The sequence below is a fragment of the Alteromonas sp. D210916BOD_24 genome (genome assembly GCF_047159385.1).
In the GTDB taxonomy this organism is placed as follows: Bacteria; Pseudomonadota; Gammaproteobacteria; order Enterobacterales; family Alteromonadaceae; genus Alteromonas.
The window spans coordinates 3111631-3128139 of record NZ_AP038333.1 but is presented as its reverse complement, the minus strand read 5'-3'; the positions used below and the strand labels follow the sequence as shown (position 1 = coordinate 3128139).

Sequence of the window (16509 nt, the reverse complement as noted above, 5' to 3'; positions counted from 1 at the left end):
TTGAACTAATCATCGTTGATGGGGGGGAATTCTACCTCTTTACCGTTGCTCAACAAAGCTTTGCAGTGTACTTCCTCACTATTGTGTGAAATTTTTAATACACCAATGGCGCAGCCGTTGAATAATTCGCCATACCCCGTACTCGGGTGTCGTGGCTTTACCGACATATTGCGTCGCCGTGTAAATAAATTTAAAGGGGATTTAGAGCGATAAAGCACCCGATTTAATCTGTCTAGCCATTTTATCAAGCCATCAGGGAACGCATTTTTTAAACCACTGCAGGTAAATTGGGTGATATGAGGGCTGTTACGTCTGAATCGCAGGCGCACATCGTAAACAAAGGAATAGTGCACATCGCCTGATAAAATAATAAATTCTGGTGGTGTCTTATAGTGCCTGAAAATGTTCAAGATCACATTGGCTGTGCCTTTATGAGCCATCCAGTTCTCTGCATCGACAGTGAGCGCTTTACCAAAAAACGTAAACACTTTTTGAATGACTTCGATGACTTTCACTCCGTAAATAGGGGCAGGCGAGACCACGATAACCGCGTCCTTGCCAATAATTGAGTGCTGGAAATCGCATAGCGCTTCCCAATCCATCAGTCCAGAGGGCTTATTCATATTCGACTCTGAGCGCCAGCGTTGGGTTCGGGTATCCAATACTTCAATGGGGGGCGTCGTATCTAAACGGTAATGCCATTGGTCGAAATCCAGTAACGCGTCAATTATGGCATCGTGATTGGCAAGCGCCTCGCCATGAGTATTTTGCTGGATATTATCAATAAGTGCTGCGACCTTTTTGGGCGCATTTCCCCAGCCCTGACACAGTAGGTAACCAATAAGTGCATTGCCTATCATGCGCTTAGACAAGGGGTTGCCATATACTTCCTGCTCCCAGCCTCGGGTCAGGTTCCAATCGTCAGTCACATCGTGATCATCAAATATCATGTAAGTGGGCACGTGCGCCAAAGCGCGCCTCACTCTGGGCAGGTGTTGGACGAAATTATCGATTGCAGTCTTCTCTTTATCGAAAATGGCGCTGTATTTATCGGTTATGTGCTGTTTGTCTATCGACACCAGCGGCCATAAATTTTCCGACCACACCAACAGGTACATCGCGATTATTTCAGCACAGCCAATAAGGTGATTGTGGGCGTTCACAGAAGTAAAAATAGGTTTCTTTTTCGCACCAAAAAACAGCGAAGACAATACCGTATTGGTGGCAATCTGGGGGAGTAGCAGTTCGCGTTGGTAAAAACCCAGGGGGTGCGTTGCGAGTTCATTGGTATTTTCCACCACGGCCCCTTCTAACGACTCGTGAAACAATCCCAATAGGTCAATAACACAGTGTATCGCTTTGAGCATGGGACCTGCCACGTCATCGGCATAGATTTGATCCCCCGTCATCAATAACACGTCGGGAAAGTCTCCGCTGTGTGAAAATCCTTTTTGGTGAAGTTCATCCACTTGTATGAGGGCGTCGTCTCCTGGGAAATGTGGTTTTCGACAAGAACCGTGCAAAATGGTGCGTGGGTAAGCGGTGTAGTGGAAACTAAGAAGGGTTTGCCCAGGGTAAAGTAATGTTTTTTGCTCGTTTATCCATAGAGACTGATGGGGTTCGTCGTCAAAGACAAGCTGATAGTTAATTCGCTTGCGTTCTGTAAAGGGGCTTTGCGCGTTAAAAGTAATAAGGTGGATAAAAGCGCGCGAGCCTACCTTAACGGTGTCTGCTTGCACCATCCCGCTAAGTGGTTCCTCTTCAAGGGCTAATGCCAGTGAGGGAGAGGTAGGAATACTGGTCACTACCCAAATATGGCAGGTCGACGCTGTCACTTTACGCACCATTGGGCCGGCAATAACCAAAGGAAGTGTTTGGGAAGAAATAACGCAATCCTCTTACATATCAATACGGAATTATAGAGCGGTGATGGCTAAGGTGTTAAAACATCTCAGGCAAATCAACACGGTATACTAACCTTACTCTTTTTTGTCTATAAACGGTATGCTCGATATACTCTCTTACATTTTAATTCGTGGCCGCAGGGCTATAAGCGAAAAAGGAAGTTTTTTGGCATGTTAAGAAAATCAATTTTTGTCATGTGCTCTGTCATGCTGCTATCAGCGTGTAGCGAGCCAAAAGACGTGGTTATTGTTCCGAAGAAAGCAGATTTAAGTGAAGTGACGGTGGGAGAGTGGATCACCGACAACGACGGTAAGGTAATGTTTGATCCGCAAACGTCGGGTTTGATTGCACTGGATGGTCAGCTAGTGACAATAGCCGATGCAAGTGCCGATTCTTCTCAGCAACTCAAATTGCATGTTATCTCACCCCAAGAGGCGAAATTATTGACCTCTACTGAAACATTCAGTTTTTCTGCTTCGGTAAGACGCAGTTGTTTTTACCGTTATTTAAGCGACCAACCAGACCTTGAAGCGCTGGCCGTTGATCCACGGGATCCCAATATTATCTACACGGTAACTGAAGATGCGACGCGCACTGGCGCATTGAGTCCTCGCTGTGAAAGTCAATACGAAGCCACAGGCTCTACAGATTATCCGACTCTTCTTGTAAAACTTACCCGTAAAGGAGAGGGGAAAGTAGAGATGAGCGCCGTCAGGGCGCTGCAGTTCCCACTGGAATATGACGTAGGTAATTTTCCCAACGATGGCATTGAAGGTTTAACTATGACCTCAGAAGGGACCTTGTATTTAGGCCTTGAGAAAGACAAAGCCAGTCAACCGAGAATTTTTTCGCTTACTATTGGTGAAGACTTTTTCTCATCAAGCGAATTTGCCAGTGTAACGGATCCTCAACTTTTATTGCCATCGTTTACTGGTGGTGCTCATCCTATCAATGGATTGGCACATTACGCGACACCGCAGGGTGACGTATTTTTACTTGCCGCCGCCAGAAATGACAATGAACTTTGGGTTATCGACTTAGCCAAACAAAAAACAACCAAGCGCATTCCTATCAATTTTAAAGTGAATGGCAAAGAGGCCTGCGGCGAATACACAATGGATAATGCGTCGATGGAAGGCTTGGTGGTGGCTGATAATACCCTTTGGATCATCAATGACCCGTGGGAGAAGAATTACATGAAAAATGCCATCTGTGAGGCAGATAAAGCTCATTATGCCGACTTGGCACCCTTGCTGTTCCCGTTAGAGATAAAAGCGAGCTGGTTCGAGTAGAGGGAAGAGCACTTCTCAACAAAACGGGGCCCAATATGGCCCCGAATGACTGATGTAGAAAGTATTTAGTGTTAGCCTTCGACGCGCAAGCGAGATGCGAAAGTCTTTTTAAATTTAGCCAGCTTCGGGGCGACAACCATTGAACAGTATTGGTTTTGCGGGTTATTTTTAAAATAACTCTGATGGTAATCTTCCGCTGGGTAATAATTGTTAATTTCAACAATTTCCGTTACCACAGGGTCTGGCCATATCGCTTCGTCGTTAATCTCCCTAATGATTTTCTGTGCTTCTGCTTGTTGCCCTTTATCATGGTAAAATATCGCGCTGCGATATTGAGTGCCTATATCGTTTCCTTGGCGATTGACTTGTGTCGGGTCGTGTAGCGCAAAAAAGATTTCCAGAATTTCACGGTAAGTAATGACATCGGCATCAAAGGTTATTTGTACCACTTCAGCATGACCTGTATTACCGCTACACACTTCCTCATAAGTAGGGTCATTTTTATCTCCCCCAGCGTAGCCCGAGATAGCTTTTTCCACGCCATCAACACTGTTAAATGCTGACTCGATACACCAAAAGCAGCCGCCCGCCAGCGTTGCTACCTGTAAATTTGCCATGATAAAACCTCACATTATCGTCATGCTTAAAGCTTAAGCCCTAGTGTGGGTGCGAGTAGGGCATTACACAAGTCATCCGATGGTGTTTTTTTATCGTATAAACGCATATCAAATTATAAAAATAGTTGTCGATAATCAGTGGTAGCGTCTTCTTTTTTACCCAAGACGAGATGGTGTGCTATTAGTGCACGGCAAAATGGTAGGAGTGTAGTGTGTCTGACTACAAATAAGACACGTGCGACCGTTGTATACCCGGAGAAAATAATGAAAAGTTATAGCTTTGTGATAGGGGCGTCAGGAGGAATAGGCAAGGCTGTTGTGAAGGAATTGGCTCTCACCAGTGACAAGGTCTTTGCGGTGAGCCGGCGACCAATTGATACAACCGAATACCCAGACAAGGTGGTGACAACACAGATACTTGAGCAAAACGAAAAAAATATTGGCGAATTTGTCAGTGATCTCAAAGGTCAGGGGATCAACTTGAATACGGTGGTGATAACCACGGGGTTTTTACACAATTCAGATAGGGATATCCTGCCCGAAAAGCGCTTAGAAGATATTTCTGAAGTGGCGCTTAGAGAATATTTTGCCACCAATACCATTATACCTGCACTTTGGTTAAAGCACTTAATTGGGGTGATGAACAAGGACGTGTCGACGTTGGTGTGTTTGAGTGCACGAGTGGGTAGCATCACTGATAATGAACTTGGAGGGTGGTACGGCTATCGAGCTTCTAAAACCGCATTAAATATGCTGATGAAAACCGCGTCTGTAGAGTATAAACGCCGACTGAAAGATGTGGTTTTAGTGTGCTATCACCCAGGCACCGTTGATACTGAACTTTCCGAACCTTTTCAAAAAAACGTGGCGGTAAATAAACTGTTCACCCCTTTTTTTACGGCAGGCCAGTTGGTGAAGCATATATCCTCACTAGATCGCAGCAAAGCCTGTCATTTTATTGATTGGGACGGTCAAGTGGTAACCTGGTGATACGGTCTGACCAGATTTCTGTGTAGGCAACATCAAGACTTTTTATTTCACTGCTGTTACCATGCTATTTTGGGAATGGTGCAGCGTATTGGTAGAGTGCAATACAACGCGTTGACGCCACAAGTGAGTCACCATAAGTAACGCCATCCCGATAATTAATAACAATAACTCAACAAGAGGAAGGGATATGAGCGGGGCCAGAGAACAGTTCGGATCGCGCATAGGTTTTATATTAGCTGCTGCAGGCTCTGCAGTAGGTATCGGCAACTTGGTAGGTTTCCCCGTGGGAGCTGCGAAAAATGGCGGCGGTGCATTCCTTTTGATGTACGCTATTTTTGTTTTCGCTATTTGCTTGCCTGTAATGCTGGCTGAAATGTCAGTAGGACGTCATGCCAAGAAAGACCCGTTAGGTGCATACAGTGCAATTAGTAATGAAAGCCCCAAATGGAAAATCGCGGGTTGGTTAGCCATCGCAACCCCGTTTATGATTGCGGTGTTCTACATGGTCATTACGGTGTGGATCTTTGGCTATTTATTTGAAGCAGTAAGCGGTAATCTCGACAAGCTCGCAAACCCAGACACCTTTGGCCTGTTTATAAACTCCCCTGCTATTTTTGCTTATATGGCGGTCGTGGTTGGCGTGGTCTATCTCATCTTACAGGGTGGAGTCAAAGAAGGGATAGAAAAAGCTGCAAAGCTGTTAATGCCGGCATTATTCGTCATGCTTATTGGGTTAGTGGTGTTTGTGTTAACCCGCGACAATGCTATGGCGGGCGTAGAATTTTATATTGTACCTGACTTTTCAAAGTTAACCGCATCAGTGGTAAATGGTGCGTTGTCTCAGGCGTTTTTCTCGCTTTCTTTGGGCATGGGGATCCTCATCACGTATGGCAGCTATATTGATAAGCGCGCCGACGTACCCAATTCCGCAAAGCTGGTCGCATTGACCGATACGGCGGTAGCTTTTACTGCTGGCCTGATGATATTACCAGCCATTTTTTCTTTTAACCCAGAGATAAATCCCGATGAACTCAGCGAGTCTTCGGTGGGCATGATTTTCACCTATTTGCCGAACATTTTCTTAGCACTTCAGGACTCCATTGGTTATGTGGGCGCTTCTGTGGTAGCCAGCTTATTTTTCTTATTGGTCTTTTTCGCAGCTATTACCTCGTTAGTATCAATTTTTGAGGTGCCTGTTGCAGCACTCATGGATGAAAAAGGCGTAAGCCGAAAGTGGGCACTTACATCGCTTGGAAGTGTAATGATAGTGCTTGCGATCCTTAGTGCGCTATCTTTTGGGAAAATAGAATTCCTGACGACGTTTATGCACTACGCTGGTGTCGATAAGTCACTTTTTGACGTTATTATCGATGTGTTTTACGAAACTATTTTACCGTTAAACGGATTGCTTATTTGTATTTTCGTCATTCATCGCTGGAAGAGTGCTAATTTCAACGCTTCTCTTGAAGAGGGAAGCGCCGGCTTTAAAGGTAGCTGGTTTGAAAAATACGTAGATATTTCCTTAAAAACGTTTATACCGCTTATCCTACTGGTGATTTTCAGCAATACCGTGGCGGTCAAATACTTCGGGATAAGTTTATTTGGTTAATGCTTTAACAGGGTCTGATTTTGCCTGATAAACGGCGACAATGTTTTTTGTCGCCGTTTTTTATTTGTGTCAGATAATTCGAGTAGAGCGTAGTGAAGCGCACTTAGTACATATCAAAAGGTGAGGCATATACTGGAGCAAGGTTAAGCGCACGCCAGCTTTGCGTGGCATCTACCACCTTGCCACAGGGAGCTAGTTGTGTATCGCTAAACTCAGGGGGAAGAATATGTAGGGCCTGAGCGGCTTGGGTATAATATTCTCCGCGTTTGGGGTGACTGGTGCTGCACAATACGTAAAGTGATTGTGCTGACGGTGAGGAAATGATCGTGCGAAGTGCATCTACTACATCATTGATATGTACCAGGTTAACGCGTTTGTTGCCTGCACTTACGGTACGCCCACTCAATGAATACGCTGGATGGCGATCGGGGCCTACTAGCCCGGCCAAGCGCACAATACTCACTTTGACCTTGTCCGCAAGCGAACTTAGGTGATGCTCTATGGCCACATGCGCTTTTGCTGAAGCACTTTCAGGGTGAGTGGCGCTGTACTCAGTGACTGTGTTTTCAGTGCTGTCACCATAAACAGAGGTAGTACTAATAAAAAGGATATGCGCAACGCCTGCCGCAATAGCATCATTAATTAGCGAGCACATGTTGCTTGAGAAATCCGCAAGGTCGTTGTTTTTTCTTCCTGGAGGTATGTTAAGCACTAAGGTTGCATCTTTGAGGTAATGACACAATATGCCAGTATCATCGCCTAAGGTATATTGGATTGCGGTGATGCCTTGTTTATTAAGAAGTGTTGCTTTTTCCTTATTCCTAACCGTGCCGATTATGGTGTTACCTCTTTGGAGTGACGTTCCTAGGTATCCTCCCAACCACCCATAACCACAAATGACTACCTGTTGTTTCATGCTTTTTTACTCGAATTCAATCTGATAGTTGTAAGCTTACTCCAGAGACTACCGAGTCTGAATGGAATGTCATAAAAAAAACCGAGTCTAGATAACTAAACTCGGCATAAGGTTGGGACAATCGTCTACCTTTGCAGGTGTGTACCTTACATTTTCATTTCGTCGTGGCTGTCTAAATCAAGCAGGTTCAAATCCTTTAATCCTGGGATTGAAGCCTGCATTTGTCCTTCTGCGTAATCTGCTTTTTGGAGTATTTCACACAATGCATCGCCTTTTTCTTCTAAAGCAGCGGCTTGTGTCTCAAGACGACTTTCTAAATCTTCGCCCCAACGTTCCATCTTTTGTTCAAACTCTGACATATCGCCGCCTTCCCAAAGCATCTGGGTGCCTATGGCAATTAAAATTCTGCCCATTGACTCACTGATCAGCGATTCAATTTCCGACTCGAATTCTTGTTCCCAGCTGTCATCAAACCATCCCGGCTCGTCAAACTGAGTAGAATCTACGCGAATATTACCAGCGTCATCGTAAAACGAAGTGGAAAGCTTGGTTTCGAGTGAAGTGAACAAATCGCGAAAATCATCTTCCATACTGTTGTCACTACCCAATAGTTCAGAAAATACTTCGGTCACCGCAACATTGGCAATCTCCAGACCTTCACTGGCAATAGTTAAGGTCATGGGAATAGCTATATCAATGTTATCGTAATACTCTGTCACCCAGCGCTGTTGTTCACTATCAAGTGAAATGCTTTCTCCATTAATTGTCAGGTTATGGTATTTATCGATAGTCAGTGTTCCGCCATTGTCCATATGTACGGTCAGATCACCTTGGTAATATTGTATGTGTCCATCCAATTCCATATCACAACTGTTGGTTTGATAATGAGAGTCGTGGGCTAATGCTTGCCCGCCAACTAGCGCACTCGCAACGGCAACTGAAAGTAAAAGTTTGTTCGACATCGTTATTTCCTTTATCAAAAGTGACCAAGCAATTTAAGATTGTGGTGCTAATTGTTTTTTTCGTAGTGATACCTAGAGATAGCAATGCCCTTGCCATTTTTTATTTTCATTTAAAATCAATGTTTTATAATCTTTGTTGTTAATTTCTATATTCATGGGTTTCGAATAATTGGCGTAAATCTTAAATAAGTGGCATTTTTGACCAAGATCAACAGAGTGATGAAGACAGGAAATTCAAACTAATTAAAGCGTGGTCAAGCATGTTCAAAGTACTATAATTGGTGCATAATACCGCCAATTATTTTAAGGGGTTACCACAATGGCTGATTGGATTAATGCAATTATGTTTGGTGTTGCGCTAATTGCCTTTACACTTGGGCTAAGCAGCATCGTTATGGGCTTTATGACAGCAAAGGCTGGCGCTGAAGGCATGCAGGAAAAAATCGAATACGGATTTTTCGGTGTGACAGGTTTAGTACTTTGCTTATTAATGGCTTACGCGTTGGCCTAAAAGGTACAATAGATAACAAGAAAAACCGGCTTCATATGAAGTGACCCCATAAAGTTGGACTCATTTCTAAGCGGCTGCCAAGGCCTGATTTCGATATTGTATCGGACTCAGGCCTTTTAGTTTCAGCTTTATGCGCTCGTTGTTGTAATAGTCGATGTATTCTTTTATGTTTTCAATGAGTTCGTCAGCGTCTTTGAACGTCTCGTTGTGATACATCTCCGTTTTTAAGATGCCGAAGAAGTTCTCCGCAACGGCATTGTCTAAACAGTTTCCTTTCCTCGACATACTTTGACGTAACCCGTTTTCCCGAAGGTGATTTTGGTACTGTTTATTCTGATACTGCCAACCCTGATCCGAGTGGATAAGTGGTTTTTCATCTCGTTTTAGCTTACTTGTCGCGGCTTTAAGCATATCGGTGACCAATGGTAATGTAACTGAGGTTCGTACCTCATAACTGACAACTTCCTGATTAAACAGGTCAATTATCGGTGACAGATAAACTTTCTGGTCTTTAATCTTAAACTCTGTCACATCGGTCACCCATTTTTGATTAGGCTTCTCCGCCGTAAATTCCCGATTGAGCGTATTGTCTGCGATTCTGCCGACTTCTCCTTTGTAGGACTTATAACGTTTGGCTCTGACCTTTGACTTTAAACCAAGCTCGTTCATCAAGCGTTGTACGCGCTTGTGATTAATCACAAGCCCCATCGTTCTCAGGGCTGAGGTAATTCTACGATAGCCATATCGCCCTTTATGTTTATGATAAATATTATGTATTTTGGCGCATAAACCAGTATCGGGACACAACCGTTCCAGCGTATTACGATGATAGTAATAAACACTCTTTGGTAGTCCTGTGATTTTCAATAGATTTTGTAAGCTATAAATGGCCTTGAGCTCTTCGACGACTATCGTTTTGTCTTTGCTTTTTTCTTTCTGGCTTGAGCCAAGGCTTCCAACTTTTTTAGAACAGCATTCTCAGCACGTAAATAGTCCAACTCTTCTCTGAGTTCTTTTTCCGTCATTTCAGATGATGGTTTGGGCGTAGAAGAGTCGTTTTTCACGCGGGGTTTTCCTTTTTTCTTTGGTTTCAGACCTGAGATGCCGTCACGAGCATATAGCTTTTGCCATTGAAATAGAATCCCGGGGGACGATAAATCGAAGAAAGCACTGGTATACCCGAGTGACCAGTTGTTAGCTGCCATTATTCTCAACACTTCTATTTTAAATGCTTGATAATAAGGTTTGTGAACAGACCTGAAACTTTCAGCGCCATGAATTCGATAAACAGCGGTCCAGTAACGGACCTGTCATTCTGTGACATTGAATCTGTCACCTGCGGCCAAAGAGCTTTCAGATAAAGCAAACTCTGCTACTTTGAGCTTAAGAGTTCGATGATGTTTAGACATAAAAAGACCCCCAGTAATTGGAATGTCCAACTATTGGGGGTCACTTCATTCATAGCCGGTTTTTTTGTATTTGTATCTTCATTGATAGCACAGCCACTTACTCATTATGTGGAGGAGGGGATTCGGCTTCAACCGGCGTGTATAGACTGGTATCTCTATGTGCAGCTAACGGCCAATAGCCATCGCGTTGGTAAGCGCGAAGGTCGAACAAATCTAGCATGGCTAATACATGGTCAAAGATATCAGCCTGTACTTTTTCGTACTTCACCCACTCTTTTTCTGCACTAAAACAGTAAATCTCCAAAGGTAAACCAAGCTCTGTTGGGGGAAGCTGCCTTACCATTAATGTAAGCTCTTGGTTAATTTGAGGATGTTTTCTTAAGTACGCTTCAAGGTAAGCGCGGAAAGTACCAATATTGGTTAAACGTCTACTGTTGAGCAGGTCAGACTCGTCTATAGAATAGTCTCTGTGATAAGCGCGCAGCTCATTTTTCTTTTTATCAATGTATTCGTTGATGTAGCGAATATGAGCAAACCTGTCGAGCATATTGTTGTCACACAGCTTTATAGTATGTACGTCGATATAGATAGCTCTTTTGATCCTGCGTCCACCAGATTCCTGCATGCCGCGCCAATTTTTTACCGCTTCGGTAGTGAGGCTATAAGTGGGTAAAGTAGAGATAGTTTTATCCCAGTTTTGGACTTTTACGTTGGTCAACCCAATCTCGAGAATTTCACCATCCACTTCGTATTTAGGCATAGTGATCCAGTCACCCGTATTAAACATACGGTTGGCGGCTATCTGAATACCGGCAACAAATCCCAAAATAGTATCTCGAAAGATTAGCAGTAAGACCGCAGCGATAGCCGTCAAGCCAGAAACGATTAAAAGGGGACTTCTGTCAACAATAAGGGAAATACTTAGCAATATAGTGACAATGGCAAATGCCAGTTTAGTCACCTGAATAAATCCCGTTATAGGCGCGCGTTTAGCAAGTGCCGAGGCGTTGTATACGTCTTCTACAGTACTGAGTAATGCATAGAGTGCAAGCAACCCACTGTAGAGCATATACAGCTGCGCACACTTGATGACGATACCGTGCATGACGGCCTCGTCTTGAATTAGCGCGGGTGTAGCAATATAGATAAATAAAGCGGGGAACAAATGCATCAAGCGTCTGAAGAAACCATGCTCGTGTAGTGCATTGTCCCAGCGATTATTTGAGCGATAGACCCAGTGCGCGATTTGTGGGCGAATCAGCAAGCGAGCTACGACATAGATGATCGCAGAAGTAAGCAATATGGCGCTGAGTGCCAGCACGTTAAAAAGTGGATCTTCAGTAGTCAGATTTGGGAATAGCCCTTCTACAAACTGAATGAAGGAATCTCTAATGGTGCTGCTCACTTGCATAAGTTATGACTCCAACAGCTTTTTAATCCGGTTGTCTTTGTTCTTCCATAAACTGTTGAGCCAGTCTTGAAAGTAAAGTCTGAATTCCGAGTCGCTGCGTGTTGATTGTTGCTGCAATTCAGGTACAGGTGTGACATTGACATCAATTACAATTTTTGTCATTTGGCCACTTAACATTGCCATCATCGGATGACGTCTGTTCTCGGGGTACAGTAACGAAATATCGAGTACGTTAGTAAATAGTTCACCCATAGCCGCTAGCGTAAAAGACACACCTCCCGCCTTAGGAGGAAGCAAGTGCGCATACGGGCTTTGTGTTGCGGCATGCTTATCGCTGGTAAAACGCGTACCTTCGACAAAGTTAATGACGGTAGTGGGAACCGTTCTAAACTTTTCACAATAGGCTTTAGTGGTTTCCAAATCTTTACCCTTCTTCTCTGGGTGTTTCTCAAGGTATGCACGTGTGAAACGATGCATAAAGGGCATATCCAGTGCCCACGCCCCCAACCCTACAAAAGGCATCCAAATCAGTTCTTTTTTCAAAAAGAATTTGGGAGCGGGAATGCGATGTGTGGCAAATTCAATGAGAAGTATAATGTCGAGATAGCTAAGGTGATTGGCGATAATCAAGTACCAACGATCTTTGGCGAGTTCACCGTGTACCGCACATTCAATATCCACGTCATTGAATAAACGAATTAATTTCACACTGATGCGCCCAAAACTAAACATTAGGGCATGCATCAATTTATTCCACGCTGTTCTGATAGAACCATTGGGAATGAGTAATTTAACTAACCCTAATAAAATAATTAGGCCGCCCCACAAAGCGAGATTAGCAATCTGTAATGCGGTGTGAAGAATAAAAATAAAGGGAGCGAGTACTGCACGGATCATAATGGTTTCTGTGTTGCGTTAATTGAGTCTAATAAAGTGTCTTTGGCATACCAGCGTTCATTTAGCCATGTCTGGAAGCGCGCTCGAACTTGCGGGTCGTCGAAATATTTGTCGCTAAAGATGCCGTTTTCCATAATATCTTTAATCGGCATAACATCAATGTTGACCCGAATATTACGTACTTTACCACTGACAAAGTCCCAAAATGAGGGCACTCCTTGTGGATAATCGATGGTCACATCAATGAGCTTGTGAAGCTGATCGCCCATGGCAGAAAGCACAAAAGCGATTCCCCCAGCCTTGGGTTTGAGCAAATGGGTAAAAGGTGAGTTTTGCCTGTCGTGTTTTTCTTGGGTAAATCGAGTACCTTCCACGAAATTCATTATGCTGACCGGTTTTGAACGAAATTTTTCACATGCTTTTCGCGTCGTTTCCATATCTTTGCCTTTAAGATGAGGATGTTTCGCCAGAAATGATTTTGAGTGGCGACGCATAAAGGGAAAGTCCAGTGCCCACCACGCGAGCCCGAGAATAGGTACGTAAATAAGTTCTTTTTTTAGGAAGAACTTAAGGAAGGGGATTTTTCGGTTAAATACTCTCTGGAGCACTAGTATATCCACCCATGACTGATGGTTAGCAATGACTAGGTACCAATCTTCTCTGGTCAGTTTTTCCAAGCCGTTGACGTGCCACTTTGTTCTTCCACTCACTTTTTGATTGAGGTTATTCATGCTTATCCACGCTGTGGCGCATGCATCGAGAATATAAGAGAACAATCGCCGCCAAGGTGAAATAGGTATCAGTTTAAACACCGACAAAATTAAAATAGGCGTGGCCCATAAAACGGTATTAAAAATATAAAAAAGAACAGAAATCGTGCCAACTACATGATGCAACAGTGCTTTAACCATTGTACTTACCTCAAAAATTAGGCACTTAGTGTAAACGAACTTGATCTAAAATCCGATAGAGCCTTTACTGATTCGACAATAAAGGTACAAATTAGTGATTAAAAAGGAGCAGTAATGGAACTTATTGGTGAAAATAGAGCATTTGGAGGAAGACACCTTCGATATACCCACCAAGCTAAAACCACCCAGTGTGAGATGACTTTCGCAATTTTTCTTCCTCCCTTTGCTAGTGCAGATAAGCCAGTACCCGTGCTTTACTGGTTGTCGGGATTAACCTGTACCGATCAGAATTTCATGCAAAAATCCGGAGCCATGAAGTTAGCCGCTGAGCTGGGAATGGCTATCGTTGCGCCAGATACATCTCCGCGCGGTGAGGGAGTGCCTGATGACGAAAATAACGCATATGATTTTGGACTTGGCGCTGGCTTTTACGTCGATGCAACGCAAGCGCCATGGGACAAGCACTACCAGATGTACAGTTACATTACACAAGAATTGCCCGTATTGATTGAGAGTGAATTCCCCGTGACGAAAGAGCGGGCCATTAGTGGGCATTCAATGGGGGGACACGGCGCATTAGTTATTGGTATGCGAAACCCTAATAAATATGTGTCCGTTTCTGCCTTTAGCCCTATTGCCAACCCAAGTGATTGCCCATGGGGACAGAAGGCGTTGGGGAACTATATAGGGGACGACAAAACGCAGTGGCAGCAATATGATGCATCCGTTTTATTGGCGAGCAAAACCCATTATATTCCCTTGTTGGTCGAACAGGGCACTAAAGACGAGTTTCTTCACGAACAACTCAAACCCCAGACCCTCGTCCATGCCGCTCGACACTCAGATACGCAACTGACTTTGAACATGCACGAAGGTTATGATCACAGCTACTTCTTTATCGCGTCATTTATCGAAGAGCACTTAGAGTTTCATGCCGGTCACATGGGGCTTATTTAAGCTTGTTCGCCAGCGCGATAAAATCGGCAATGGCGACAGGGCGCTGATATAAGTAACCTTGTCCGTATGTACATTGGTTGTCTTGTAAGAAGCGTTGTTGTTGCTGGGTTTCTATACCTTCGGCAATGATGTTAATGCTGAGGTTTTTAGCCAAGCCAAGGATGGCTTGTACAATTGCTTGATCGTCGGTATTTTTTTCCAGCTCGCTGACGAAAGAGCGATCGATTTTAAGTTCGTCGATAGGGAGTTTCTTAAGGTAGACCAAAGAGCTAAATCCGGTACCAAAATCATCTATTGAGATAGTGACTCCCATTGTGCGCAACTCGTTAAGCAGGATGGAAACCGCATCTAAGCTTTCAATAAACACACTTTCTGTTAACTCTATCGAGAGGTGGTTTGCGGTTACCTGATGCTCGTACAATGCGGTTTTAATTTGATCTAACAGAGCGAGATTGGATACTTGCCGCCCAGAAATATTGATCGCTAATCTGATATCTAAATCTGCCGCTTTTAAGGTGTTGACAGCATGACAAGCTTCGTTGATTAGCCAATCGCCAAACGGGAAGATAAGATCACTTTTCTCCGCCAGCGGTATAAAAACTTCAGGAGAAATTTGAGTGCCGTCACCCGTAGTCCAGCGGGTTAACGCTTCACATTTGACTATTTTCCCTGTGCGCAAATCGACAATAGGCTGCAAATACAGTTTCAACTCACTATTTTCAATGGCCTCGCGTAGCTTATTCTCCAATTCATTCACTGCATGGTGCTGTTGATGCAGTTCTTTACTGTATGTGAGCGCGATATTTTTACCCTGATACTTTGCCGCTTGAAGCGCTATATCAGCGTGATAAAGCAGTGTTTCGGCTGAATCGCTGTTACTTGGAAAGCTCACTTCACCCATATTCACGGCTAAATTGGGTTCCATACCATCCAGTACAGTATAGGTTTTGGTTAACTTTTCGATCAGCTTTTCAATGTACTCTTGTACAGATTGTTGATTAAAGGATTCATCACTTTTCATTAAGGCAAATTCATTACTGCCTATACGCGCAATAAAACCTTGATTGCTGACATATGATTGCAAGCGTAAGGCAAACGATTTAAGGATCTCATCGCCAGATTTGTAACTGAGGGTTTCGTTAATTTTCTTAAAGTTACAAATATCAATTATGAACAATTTGAATGGCGTGCCTTGGGTGATTAGACGCCGTGCCGTATCGAGAAAAACGCTTCTGTTGGCAATATTGGTCAGCGAATCGATACCCCCGGCATTGAGCACTTTTTCTCTTTTGTTGTGAATGTGAGAAATATCAGTGAACAGGTAGACCCAATGGGTCAAAACATTGCCGTGCATAACGGGATGTATTGTAATTTGCAGCCAAGTATTTACGTTTCTGGTGGGTTGCCAGTACAATTCTCCCTGCCATGGAGATTTCTTTTTCACCAGTGAAGGAAGAAAAGAATGGGAGGCTTCCATCAGATCTAATAAATCAGTGATCCGCTTAGTACTGGGAGTTGCAATATTGCACGCCAGCAAACGATGAGCGGCTTTATTGTCAAGAACTAGGTTACCTTGGTTGTCCAAAATTACGACACCGGTTTCTAGGTCGTATATTGCTTGTTGGATAGGGGGAACGAGCTTTTGTAATCGCTTGTTTTTTCTGAGTACATCGTTCAATTTGTGTCGAATGTACTCGTGTTGCCCGACAATTTCATGATGACTTAACAATAACTCCCGTGCGGTTTGCAGGGTTCTTTGCTTATCGTTAAACTCTTCTTCTACATTTTTAACTACTAGGTACTTAGCACCTGTACCACTGTTGATGGCTAGCGCTTCCAGTTTGAGCAAGCCGTTGTCTAATTGCTCAGTCCAAAAACCAGAAGAAAGGGTAAACGCGTAGTCGCCTTTCCACACTTCATAGGCATCTATTAAAAAGTCTTTGAGAAAAAGAGATTGAACAGTGGATTCGGATAAACGGTTCCTGTTGTCAAAAAGTGCAAGACTATTCAGCCAAGGGATGTCTAACGTTAAACACTCAATATCGTTTCTACTGTGAAATCGAAACATTGCACAATTGGTAATACCGAGGGCATTTAATAAGTGAATATCCATCAAGCCTCT

15 protein-coding genes are annotated in these 16509 nt (G+C 43.7%); 5 read left to right on the top strand and 10 right to left on the bottom strand.

Annotated features, from left to right (window positions below; all coding sequences use genetic code 11):
* Window positions 1–5 precede the first annotated feature (5 nt).
* Entirely contained in the window at window positions 6–1847 is a 1842-nt protein-coding gene (locus tag ACMCM8_RS13570; protein WP_412727728.1) for an alkaline phosphatase family protein, read from the bottom strand.
* Window positions 1848–2075: 228 nt separating this feature from the next.
* Between ACMCM8_RS13570 and ACMCM8_RS13565 the strand changes: the two genes are divergently transcribed.
* Window positions 2076–3197: a hypothetical protein gene (locus ACMCM8_RS13565; RefSeq protein WP_412723143.1), complete on the top strand. Its 1122-nt coding sequence runs from the start codon at window positions 2076–2078 to the stop codon at window positions 3195–3197.
* A gap of 71 nt (window positions 3198–3268) precedes the next feature.
* Here the strand turns inward: ACMCM8_RS13565 and msrA are convergent, their stop codons facing one another.
* On the bottom strand, window positions 3269–3814 hold the full coding sequence (gene msrA / locus ACMCM8_RS13560; RefSeq protein ID WP_412723142.1) for a peptide-methionine (S)-S-oxide reductase MsrA: 546 nt from the start codon (window positions 3812–3814) through the stop codon (window positions 3269–3271).
* A 264-nt stretch (window positions 3815–4078) separates the two neighbouring features.
* Between msrA and ACMCM8_RS13555 the strand changes: the two genes are divergently transcribed.
* Window positions 4079–4804 (top strand): SDR family NAD(P)-dependent oxidoreductase, encoded by a 726-nt coding sequence (locus ACMCM8_RS13555; protein ID WP_412723141.1) that lies wholly within the window; start codon window positions 4079–4081, stop codon window positions 4802–4804.
* A 187-nt stretch (window positions 4805–4991) separates the two neighbouring features.
* Entirely contained in the window at window positions 4992–6413 is a 1422-nt protein-coding gene (locus ACMCM8_RS13550) for a sodium-dependent transporter (RefSeq protein ID WP_412723140.1), read from the top strand.
* A gap of 103 nt (window positions 6414–6516) precedes the next feature.
* Here ACMCM8_RS13550 and ACMCM8_RS13545 read toward each other — a convergent pair whose 3' ends face one another.
* Window positions 6517–7329, bottom strand: coding sequence for an NAD-dependent epimerase/dehydratase family protein (locus ACMCM8_RS13545; RefSeq protein ID WP_412723139.1), 813 nt, complete (start codon window positions 7327–7329; stop codon window positions 6517–6519).
* A gap of 146 nt (window positions 7330–7475) precedes the next feature.
* The gene (locus ACMCM8_RS13540; protein ID WP_412723138.1) at window positions 7476–8291 is read right to left on the bottom strand and encodes a DUF2884 family protein; all 816 of its coding nucleotides are present in this window, start codon (window positions 8289–8291) and stop codon (window positions 7476–7478) included.
* A gap of 319 nt (window positions 8292–8610) precedes the next feature.
* On the opposite strand from ACMCM8_RS13540, the gene ACMCM8_RS13535 reads away from it, so the two are divergent.
* Complete coding sequence (locus tag ACMCM8_RS13535) at window positions 8611–8802, top strand: hypothetical protein (RefSeq protein ID WP_014950735.1); 192 nt, start codon at window positions 8611–8613, stop codon at window positions 8800–8802.
* Window positions 8803–8868: 66 nt separating this feature from the next.
* Here the strand turns inward: ACMCM8_RS13535 and ACMCM8_RS13530 are convergent, their stop codons facing one another.
* The 5 genes from ACMCM8_RS13530 to ACMCM8_RS13510 form a co-directional block, all read right to left on the bottom strand.
* Window positions 8869–9714: an IS3 family transposase gene (locus tag ACMCM8_RS13530; RefSeq protein ID WP_412727628.1), complete on the bottom strand. Its 846-nt coding sequence runs from the start codon at window positions 9712–9714 to the stop codon at window positions 8869–8871.
* Window positions 9711–10007, bottom strand: coding sequence for a hypothetical protein (locus ACMCM8_RS13525; RefSeq protein WP_412723137.1), 297 nt, complete (start codon window positions 10005–10007; stop codon window positions 9711–9713). The genes ACMCM8_RS13530 and ACMCM8_RS13525 overlap by 4 nt, the downstream gene beginning before the upstream one ends.
* Before the next feature lie 301 nt (window positions 10008–10308).
* Window positions 10309–11622 carry a mechanosensitive ion channel family protein gene (locus ACMCM8_RS13520; RefSeq protein WP_412723136.1) on the bottom strand — a complete coding sequence of 438 codons (1314 nt, stop codon included), beginning with the start codon at window positions 11620–11622 and terminating at the stop codon, window positions 10309–10311.
* A gap of 3 nt (window positions 11623–11625) precedes the next feature.
* Window positions 11626–12519: an acyltransferase gene (locus ACMCM8_RS13515; protein WP_412723135.1), complete on the bottom strand. Its 894-nt coding sequence runs from the start codon at window positions 12517–12519 to the stop codon at window positions 11626–11628.
* Window positions 12516–13430, bottom strand: coding sequence for an acyltransferase (locus tag ACMCM8_RS13510; RefSeq protein WP_412723134.1), 915 nt, complete (start codon window positions 13428–13430; stop codon window positions 12516–12518). Before ACMCM8_RS13510 ends, ACMCM8_RS13515 begins: the two co-directional genes overlap by 4 nt.
* A gap of 114 nt (window positions 13431–13544) precedes the next feature.
* Here ACMCM8_RS13510 and fghA point away from each other — a divergent pair, with 114 nt between their 5' ends.
* The gene (gene fghA, locus ACMCM8_RS13505; RefSeq protein ID WP_412723133.1) at window positions 13545–14387 is read left to right on the top strand and encodes an S-formylglutathione hydrolase; all 843 of its coding nucleotides are present in this window, start codon (window positions 13545–13547) and stop codon (window positions 14385–14387) included.
* On the opposite strand, the gene ACMCM8_RS13500 is transcribed toward fghA, so the two are convergent.
* Window positions 14380–16500 carry a sensor domain-containing protein gene (locus tag ACMCM8_RS13500; RefSeq protein ID WP_412723132.1) on the bottom strand — a complete coding sequence of 707 codons (2121 nt, stop codon included), beginning with the start codon at window positions 16498–16500 and terminating at the stop codon, window positions 14380–14382. The genes fghA and ACMCM8_RS13500 overlap by 8 nt on opposite strands.
* Window positions 16501–16509: the final 9 nt, after the last annotated feature.